Raw genomic sequence first — 7171 nt, forward strand, 5'->3', positions numbered from 1 at the left:
CATCGTGATGATGCCTTTCGAGTGGAGGTAAGAGACTTCTCGAAGGATCACACGGTGGCCGCGCTTACGTCAGGAGCGACGAGCCGGTCACCGAGGGCTACACCACTTTAAGGGGCACTACTACGGCAGAACCCGACATGACTGCGGCGGACAAGTTCACGAAGAGCTTGGCAGTCGGCAGCCCCCAACGAACCAGAGCCCCTGGATCGCTGGTTACCCGAGGCGCCGCACCGCCACCGATGATCAAACAGACAACCAGAGTGAAAGCTCCCGCGGCGATCAGGATCGCGGGCCCTGCCATTCGCAAGCTCGCCGGCTTCACGAACGGCTCTCGGTTTCATCGGGTAGAGCCTGCGGGGCCGACATCGTGTCCGTATCAATATCAGGAGCGGTGCACGCTCCCGTCTTGGGCAGCTTCTGCATTGCTGGTGCAAGGGCCTCCAGTGCCTTGTCCGCCGAGAGTCGGGTGGTGTCGACATAAACCTGAGCCGCCGGTTCTCGCCCATAGGTCGTCATGCGCAGATTCGGGGAGTCGGAGTCATCGATGATCCAGTCCACCGCCCCGATGGTGACGCACTGCAACGTGGTGGGAGCGGGCGATTCGAGCCCGCATCTGACGACCACGGCCGTGGGGTCGCCCCACGCAGCCGTCGCCTGCGCGTCCGTCGTTCGGGTGGGAAGCTCGCCGATAACATCCGGTAGACGGACCGTAAGATCCGCACACTCCGGGGCGTTCGCATGGTCAGCAGGCTTCAGCTCGACGGTTGGCGCGCACCCTCCGACGAGAAGGAGAACAACCAAGGTGCTTGCGAACACGGCAATGCCTCGCGGTGAACGCGGGTGTGGGGTGGCCTTAATCGGGGTGGGCTGGGCATCAGGACGTGGCATCGAGGTTCTCCAAGTGTGGCATCGGCACGGCAACGGATCTCTCGGGGAATGCCTGCGAGAGGTTCGTAAGACGGCTCAGAGAATCAGGTCCGGGACAGCGCCAGTTGCGTCAATGACGGTCGAAGACCCCGAAAACGTGTCGAGCGTGAAAACTGAGTCATGTCGCGCATCAGCTCGCGGCCGCGCCCACGCGTGCATCCGATGAGCGTCGGGCCTGTGAGGATCCGCCAGAGCATCACGAAGCTGAACAGCGCTCCTGCAAGGCACAGTGCAGCGCCACCGACCGCTTCAGGAGCCGCGTCATTGCTAGCCAGAAGTCCCCGATCAGCACTAACGATGCTCGACTGCGCTGCAGTTGATGGCAGCTCATCGCTGCTGCGCTCCATGTGGACCGTGGAGGCCACACCGAAAGCAAGCAAGACGATCACCGCGAGACTGAGAATGATGTTCATTATCAGTCCCTGATGATCTTTCACCTTTGCTTGACGCACGGTGAGACTAGTAACCATCTTGACTAGCCTATCGGCGCCGACATCACCTCATCGGCAAAGCGAGGCAAGGTTGGGTGCTAGATCGACGCTTCACCTTCGCCGAGAGCTTCGCGACATCCGTTGATGAGGTCGCAGCGTCGACACCGCCATCAAAGACCAGATCGCTAGGAGCCTGCGTGCGGGGGTGACCTGGCAGGATCGTGATGCTCACCGGACTGGGTCGAAGCGCGAAATGACGCCTCCGCCCGGCCCTCCTACGTCGAGCAGAAGGCCGCATCGCCGCCATGCCTCCACTTCTGGACGATGCTCGCTGGGCGATCGAACGGGCCGCGTGGTCCTCAACCACGACTACCGGATCTGAGCCTGGACAGTTCTCAGAAAGTCGTCCGTTTTGTGTCCGCAAATCCACTTTGTGACCGTGTACATACCCGTAGGAACTCGTAGGAACAGCGAGTTGGTGCCATAGAATCAGGGTTATCAGGTGGAAAGAGGACCTCGCGCCATTAGCGTGAGGTCGCGGGTTCAAGCCCCGCTCCTGCTACAGAATGAAACCCCCGAAGAACCGCGGAATCACGCGGATCTCGGGGGCTGTTGCGTCGGATACGGTCGCTTCGTCGCCGATGAGCTTTGTCCGTTCATTGCCGAAAACGAGGTCGATCGCAATCCTGCTGCGCAGGTGTTACTCGTTCGTACGAGCGATTACGATTCGGTTGGCACCAGGTATGTGCTCGGCATGACGGACATCGCGATCACTCGACTGCTCACGGCTGATGAGGCCGCGAGATCCTGCAGGTATCCAAACGGATCCTCGAAGCGTGGCGGATCACCGAGACGGGCCTACTCGCATCAAAGTTTGGCGAGCACGCGCGGTATTGCGAGGCTGACGCTTCTACTGGATCAACGCGCTGACCCCCGATCGCTCCGACGGCGAACAAGGGCGCGGCCTGATGGGCCGCCGTCCACGGAAGGTCGGCGAGCTCGGGAGCGTGATCTTCACCTCCGTCCGCGGCGGGTGCCGGGCACGCTGCCGAGCTCGAGACGTCGCTGAGAAGGATCGTCGGCTCTGCCGCGGAGTTGTATCAGGAATGCGCGTGCAGCGGCGCTTGGCTCTTGTCGCCACACGATCCCTAGACGGGATCGCGCTTCGTCGTCGGCGAGGGGGATGCAGCTGAGCCCCCATGTCGATGCGGTCGTCTCGCTGACGATCGCGACACCGAGCCCGCGACCTGCGAGCTCCTTGACGAACGACGGGCCTGCCACCTCCCATCGGGGAACGATCGAGAGTGCGGCGCGCCTCATCATGGCGTCCAGCGCGTCGCGTGATCCCGTTCCCTGTTCGAGGCTGATCACATCCATACCGGTGAGTTCGACCGGCTTGATGGTCGATCGTGCGGCCCACGGATGGGTCGCGCTGACGACGGCGACGAGCGGGTCATCCACGACGAGGTGCCGGTTGAGATCAGAAGGCTCCTTCTCAGCCCACGTCGCGATGGCGACGTCGGCCTCGCCCCGGCGTACTGCGGTCAGCAGCGCGTGGGATGTCGCCTCGGTCAGGTGCAGGTCGATCCCCGGATGCCGGGAATGAAGCTCGCCGATCGCTTCGAACAGAGGCGGCCAGATCAGGTTCGCGACGGTCCCCACGGTGAGCGAGCCGGTGACGAGACCGCGTAGGTCGGCGGCAGATGCTGTCACCGCGTCGACTGCGTGCACGGCGTTGCGCACCGCGGGTACGAGAGCGCGTCCTTCCTCGGTGAGGACTACGCCGCGCCCGACCCGTCGGAAGATGGCGACGCCTAGCTCTCGCTCGAGCTTCGCGAGCTGGCTGCTCACCCCTGACTGAGCGACCTGCAGTCTTCTGGCGGCTTCCGTGACCGACCCTTCATCGACGATCGCAAGCAGATATCTCAGCCGATGCAGTTCCATAACTCAGAATGCTAGATCAGTTCGCACTCAGATGTTGGACGAATATGTGGCGGGTGCGGGAGGCTCGAGGTGGAAAGGACGCCCCCATGAATTCAACACTCGTCGGCATTCCGAGCCGACTCGACATCGACACCGTCGCTCCCTTGTTCTCCCGCACACTCGCCCAACTCGACGCCGCGACGACGAAGGAACTCGACTCGGCCGCGATCGACCCGCTCATGCGCGAGATGATCCGGCTCCGCGCCTCCCAGCTGAACGGATGCGCGTACTGCGTGTCCGAGCACTCGAAGGACGCATTGAGTGGGGGCGAGCAGGTCGCGCGCCTGCTGGCGGTGAGCGTCTGGCGCGAATCGCCCTTCTTCACGCGACGGGAACGAGCTGCGCTGGCGCTCACGGAGAGCGTCACCCTCGCGGCAGAAGGTCATGTTCCTGACGCCGATTGGCGGGACGCGGCCGCCGAGTTCGGTCCGGCTGAGCTGGGAGCCCTGGTCGCGTTGATCGTGACCATCAACGCCTGGAACGCCGTCGGCGTCACCACGCGGGCCTGGACTCCGTCGCTGTGAGCATCCGGGCAGAGGCGGCGCAGACGGAGCAGACGCGCGCTGTGGTCAGCACGTACTTCGACGCGTGGCGCGCGGGTGACTTTGCGCGCGTGCGCTCCGTCCTGCATCCCGACGTGACCTTCGTCGGAGTGATGGGCGCAGCGAACGGCGCCGATGAGTGCGTCGCCGGTCTCGAGGGAATGGCGAAGACCGTCATGACCGATCTGGTGCTCCAGATGCGAGTCGTCGAGGAGACGGACGCCATCACCTGGTTCGATCTCATCAGCGGGGAAGTCACAATCCCCACCGCCAACTGGAGTCATGTCGAGGACGGACTCATCACCCGGATCCGAGTGACCTTCGATCCGCGACCACTGACTCGCTGAACGGTCAGGCGCTCCGGACATGCAGCCGCTTCGACTCGTGATCCGCACTCGGGGCGCTCCCGGTGACGACGCGCCGTGGACGCCGCCGTCTGAGTCACCAGCCGCCTGTATCGTGCCTTCAGCACCGGCCCAGCACCCGTGAAGGGAACCACGATGTCAAACGACGAACTCAACGCTGAGCTCGACCGGATCTTCCAGGAGCGAGACCGCCAGAATATGGCGCCGACGATCGCAGCGCTTCGCCCGATCCTGGAGGAGCACCCGCACGATCCGCGCGTGCTCTACGAAGTCGGCGGCGCCTTCGACACCGCGGGCGAAGAAGCCGAGGCTCGCGGGTATTACCGGCGCGCGCTCGAGAACGGACTCCACGGCGACATTCGCCGCCGGTGCTTCCTGCAGTACGGGTCCACGCTGCGCAACCTCGGCGAGCTCGACGAGTCGGCGGAGGTATTCCGCGCGGCTCGCGAAGAGTTCCCGGACGACGTGGCGCTCGGCGCCTTCGAAGCGTTGACACTTCACGCGCAGGGACACGTGAGCGCGGCTCTGGGAAGTCTGCTCGCTCTGCTCGCAGATCACGTCCACGCCGAGTCGCTCGAGCGGTACAAGCCGGCGATGCGCGGCAACGCGGAGTACCTCGCATCACTTGACGCGTAGCCGGGCATAGCGGGACGGGGCCGGGCGAGGATCGTGAACCCCCAGATGCGCCGGTGCGACGCAAAGAGGCAGGCGCTGATAGTTTTGCGATCTATCGACGCAACGCCTTCAGATCGTCCGGGTTCGCTCGTTCCATCGTCGCCGCCATCTCTTTCGATGGGCCGGAGACCGATGCCTGCGAGAATCACAGCCAGCCGCGCAGGTTCGCCGACCTTCGGTGTCGTAGGTCGGACGCTCCGCCCAGACCGCTGCCCTGGATCGGACTCCCCAGTGATCGCCTTTCGGGTCGGTCGAGACGACAGGCACACAAGCGCGTCGAGCACCTTCGCGACGTGTACATGGCCCAGCTCAAGGAGGTGGGCGGATTCGAGTACGTTCGTTCGTTCGCAATGACGAATCACACGGGCAATGTTTCGTATTACCTCGTGCATGGAACCCATCACCGCGAGGGAGTGAAGCTCATGAAGGCCGCGATGTGGAAAGCGGACCCCGGTGGCGGATCAGTCTTTCAGGACCGCCTGCACGGCGTAGAGGTTCTTTTCGACCCGGCACCAGACACAGAGCCGTTGCGAGCCGAATTGCTGAGCGTCTTCGCTGGCCGGTCCGCCATTTCGATCGACGAGATCGAATGGCATACGATCCTCGAGACTCCGTATCGGGAGACCCATGTGAGACCCATACTTACGGCTCTCGAGAAGAGTGGCGTCATTACTGTACGACGCAACGCTACCCGTGGATTTCCGAGCGGGCGGGCCTGGATCGACTTCCCGAACGATTCGGAATGAGTGCGGTCGAAGGGCGCGGAGAGCGTGCTCCATCGGCTCCACACCAGATCATCTTCTTCGCCCTGAGCTGCGCGTGGTCGCATGGCTTAGAGGCAACCTAGGCAAGAATCGGGTCGACAGGTGAAGTGTCACGGAGAGCGGGCCCATGACGAACCACGATGAGTTCTGGTCACGAAAGCAGTCAGCGGCTGTGCTGAAGCATGCGGTGCTCAAGAACTACCTGATTCCGTTCACGATGATGACGGCGGGCGCCAACTCGAAGTTCCAGGCATGGTTCGTCGACGGCTATGCCGGGCCCGGACAGTATGCACCCGAAGAGGGCGGCGACAGCGAGGGCCAGGACGGTTCCCCTGCCGTCGCGCTCGGCGTCGCGCGGTTCGTGGCCTCAAGAACCCCACCCCGACGCCTGCGCTGCGTCTTCATCGAGCAGGATAAGGACCATGTGCGCTCGTTGGAAGGCTTCGTCTCCCATCACAAAGACGTGCGGGCGCGAGTAATTCACGGAGCGGTGCAGAGCGAACTGGCCGGAGTCGTCGGTGAGATGGGCGCCGACCCAGCGCTGACGTTTCTCGACCCGTACGGAACTGCGCTGCCGTACGATCTCATGCGACGAAGCGTTCTTGCTCGCATGGCGCCTAAGAATGAAGTCCTCCTCAACCTTCACGTCACTTCGCTCTCGCGCATCGGTGGGATCCTCGGACGCGGCGAGAACCTCACGTCGGCTGATTCCCGAACGCTCCAGCGGCTCGATGCGTTCCTCGGGCAGGACGAGTGGAGGGAGGTGTTTCTCGGGACCTTCAGAAAGTCTGTGGAAGGGTCGGCTACGGCCGCGGCTCTGGAGGTTGCGTCGCACTTCCGTGCCAAGGTGAAGAAGGACACGGGGTATGACTCTTTTGCCGTAGACGTGCGGCGCGCAGAGGGGCATGTGCCGCTCTTCCAACTGACGCTCTTCTACCGGAGCGGCTATGCCGCCTACAAATTCGCAGACGCGTCCAGCCTTGGGCATGCGAAGTGGCGTGAGTTCAACATGCGTGCGGAAGCTCGTCGCAATGGGGTGATGTACGCTGACGCGCTGCTCGGCGAGGACTATACCGAGGAAGCGTTTGAAGAGCAGTTCGCCCACGACGAGAAGGCACTCAGAGAGCGGCTCTGCAACGATGTCGCTAGGAACATCCGCGTGCTCCTCCGTTCCCGCGCTGAGTTGTCATTGAGCAGGGACTCTGACATCAAGGCGATCTACGGCGATGCGCTGGGCCTGGCAGGTGAGAAGCACCTTCGCGCCGCGTGGGATCGTCTCGCCGCGAACGGCGTGGCGCTTCGCCGAGACCCGGCGCAGAAGATGCAGCATGCCCGGATCGTGCGAGCAGAGTCGCCTGCCTCTTAGCCTCGATCCACCGATGAGCTTTGGGTGGGCCGGGCTGGCGTGGTCGGTGTGCGGTGGCGTGTCGTGGGCAGGGTTGAGCTCCGGGCGTCGCATCCCGGTCGTCCACTGGCTCCTCGGT

The 7171-nt window shown here is 63.5% G+C and carries 8 protein-coding genes; 5 read left to right on the plus strand and 3 right to left on the minus strand.

Annotation, left to right across the window (positions count from 1 at the left end):
* Positions 1–318: 318 nt before the first annotated feature.
* The 3 genes from KEC56_RS13695 to KEC56_RS13705 all read right to left on the minus strand — a co-directional run bounded on the left by KEC56_RS13695 (position 319) and on the right by KEC56_RS13705 (position 3302).
* The gene (locus KEC56_RS13695; protein ID WP_175988789.1) at positions 319–888 is read right to left on the minus strand and encodes a DUF3515 family protein; all 570 of its coding nucleotides are present in this window, start codon (positions 886–888) and stop codon (positions 319–321) included.
* An 83-nt stretch (positions 889–971) separates the two neighbouring features.
* Positions 972–1397 (minus strand): hypothetical protein, encoded by a 426-nt coding sequence (locus KEC56_RS13700; protein ID WP_227531382.1) that lies wholly within the window; start codon positions 1395–1397, stop codon positions 972–974.
* A gap of 975 nt (positions 1398–2372) precedes the next feature.
* Positions 2373–3302 carry a LysR family transcriptional regulator gene (locus tag KEC56_RS13705; protein WP_227531383.1) on the minus strand — a complete coding sequence of 310 codons (930 nt, stop codon included), beginning with the start codon at positions 3300–3302 and terminating at the stop codon, positions 2373–2375.
* A gap of 86 nt (positions 3303–3388) precedes the next feature.
* Between KEC56_RS13705 and KEC56_RS13710 the strand changes: the two genes are divergently transcribed.
* The 5 genes from KEC56_RS13710 to tcmP all read left to right on the plus strand — a co-directional run bounded on the left by KEC56_RS13710 (position 3389) and on the right by tcmP (position 7053).
* The gene (locus KEC56_RS13710; protein ID WP_227531384.1) at positions 3389–3865 is read left to right on the plus strand and encodes a carboxymuconolactone decarboxylase family protein; all 477 of its coding nucleotides are present in this window, start codon (positions 3389–3391) and stop codon (positions 3863–3865) included.
* On the plus strand, positions 3862–4230 hold the full coding sequence (locus KEC56_RS13715; RefSeq protein WP_227531385.1) for a nuclear transport factor 2 family protein: 369 nt from the start codon (positions 3862–3864) through the stop codon (positions 4228–4230). The genes KEC56_RS13710 and KEC56_RS13715 overlap by 4 nt, the downstream gene beginning before the upstream one ends.
* 153 nt (positions 4231–4383) lie before the next feature.
* Positions 4384–4884 (plus strand): tetratricopeptide repeat protein, encoded by a 501-nt coding sequence (locus tag KEC56_RS13720; RefSeq protein WP_227531386.1) that lies wholly within the window; start codon positions 4384–4386, stop codon positions 4882–4884.
* Between the two features lie 338 nt (positions 4885–5222).
* Positions 5223–5669, plus strand: a complete 447-nt coding sequence (locus KEC56_RS13725) for a hypothetical protein (RefSeq protein WP_227531387.1) — start codon at positions 5223–5225, stop codon at positions 5667–5669.
* Between the two features lie 145 nt (positions 5670–5814).
* The gene (gene tcmP / locus KEC56_RS13730; protein ID WP_227531388.1) at positions 5815–7053 is read left to right on the plus strand and encodes a three-Cys-motif partner protein TcmP; all 1239 of its coding nucleotides are present in this window, start codon (positions 5815–5817) and stop codon (positions 7051–7053) included.
* The last annotated feature ends 118 nt before the right edge of the window (positions 7054–7171 follow it).

Source organism: Microbacterium tenebrionis (assembly GCF_020682665.1).
Lineage (GTDB): Bacteria > Actinomycetota > Actinomycetes > Actinomycetales > Microbacteriaceae > Microbacterium > Microbacterium tenebrionis.

What these genes read in the sequence shown, in the direction of transcription:
- KEC56_RS13700 (WP_227531382.1), bottom strand. Translation starts at nt 1,397, where the DNA reads ATGGTTACTAGTCTCACCGTGCGTCAAGCAAAGGTGAAAGATCATCAG.
- KEC56_RS13725 (WP_227531387.1), top strand. Translation starts at nt 5,223, where the DNA reads ATGGCCCAGCTCAAGGAGGTGGGCGGATTCGAGTACGTTCGTTCGTTC.
- KEC56_RS13710 (WP_227531384.1), top strand. Translation starts at nt 3,389, where the DNA reads ATGAATTCAACACTCGTCGGCATTCCGAGCCGACTCGACATCGACACC.
- tcmP (WP_227531388.1), top strand. Translation starts at nt 5,815, where the DNA reads ATGACGAACCACGATGAGTTCTGGTCACGAAAGCAGTCAGCGGCTGTG.
- KEC56_RS13720 (WP_227531386.1), top strand. Translation starts at nt 4,384, where the DNA reads ATGTCAAACGACGAACTCAACGCTGAGCTCGACCGGATCTTCCAGGAG.
- KEC56_RS13705 (WP_227531383.1), bottom strand. Translation starts at nt 3,302, where the DNA reads ATGGAACTGCATCGGCTGAGATATCTGCTTGCGATCGTCGATGAAGGG.
- KEC56_RS13695 (WP_175988789.1), bottom strand. Translation starts at nt 888, where the DNA reads ATGCCACGTCCTGATGCCCAGCCCACCCCGATTAAGGCCACCCCACAC.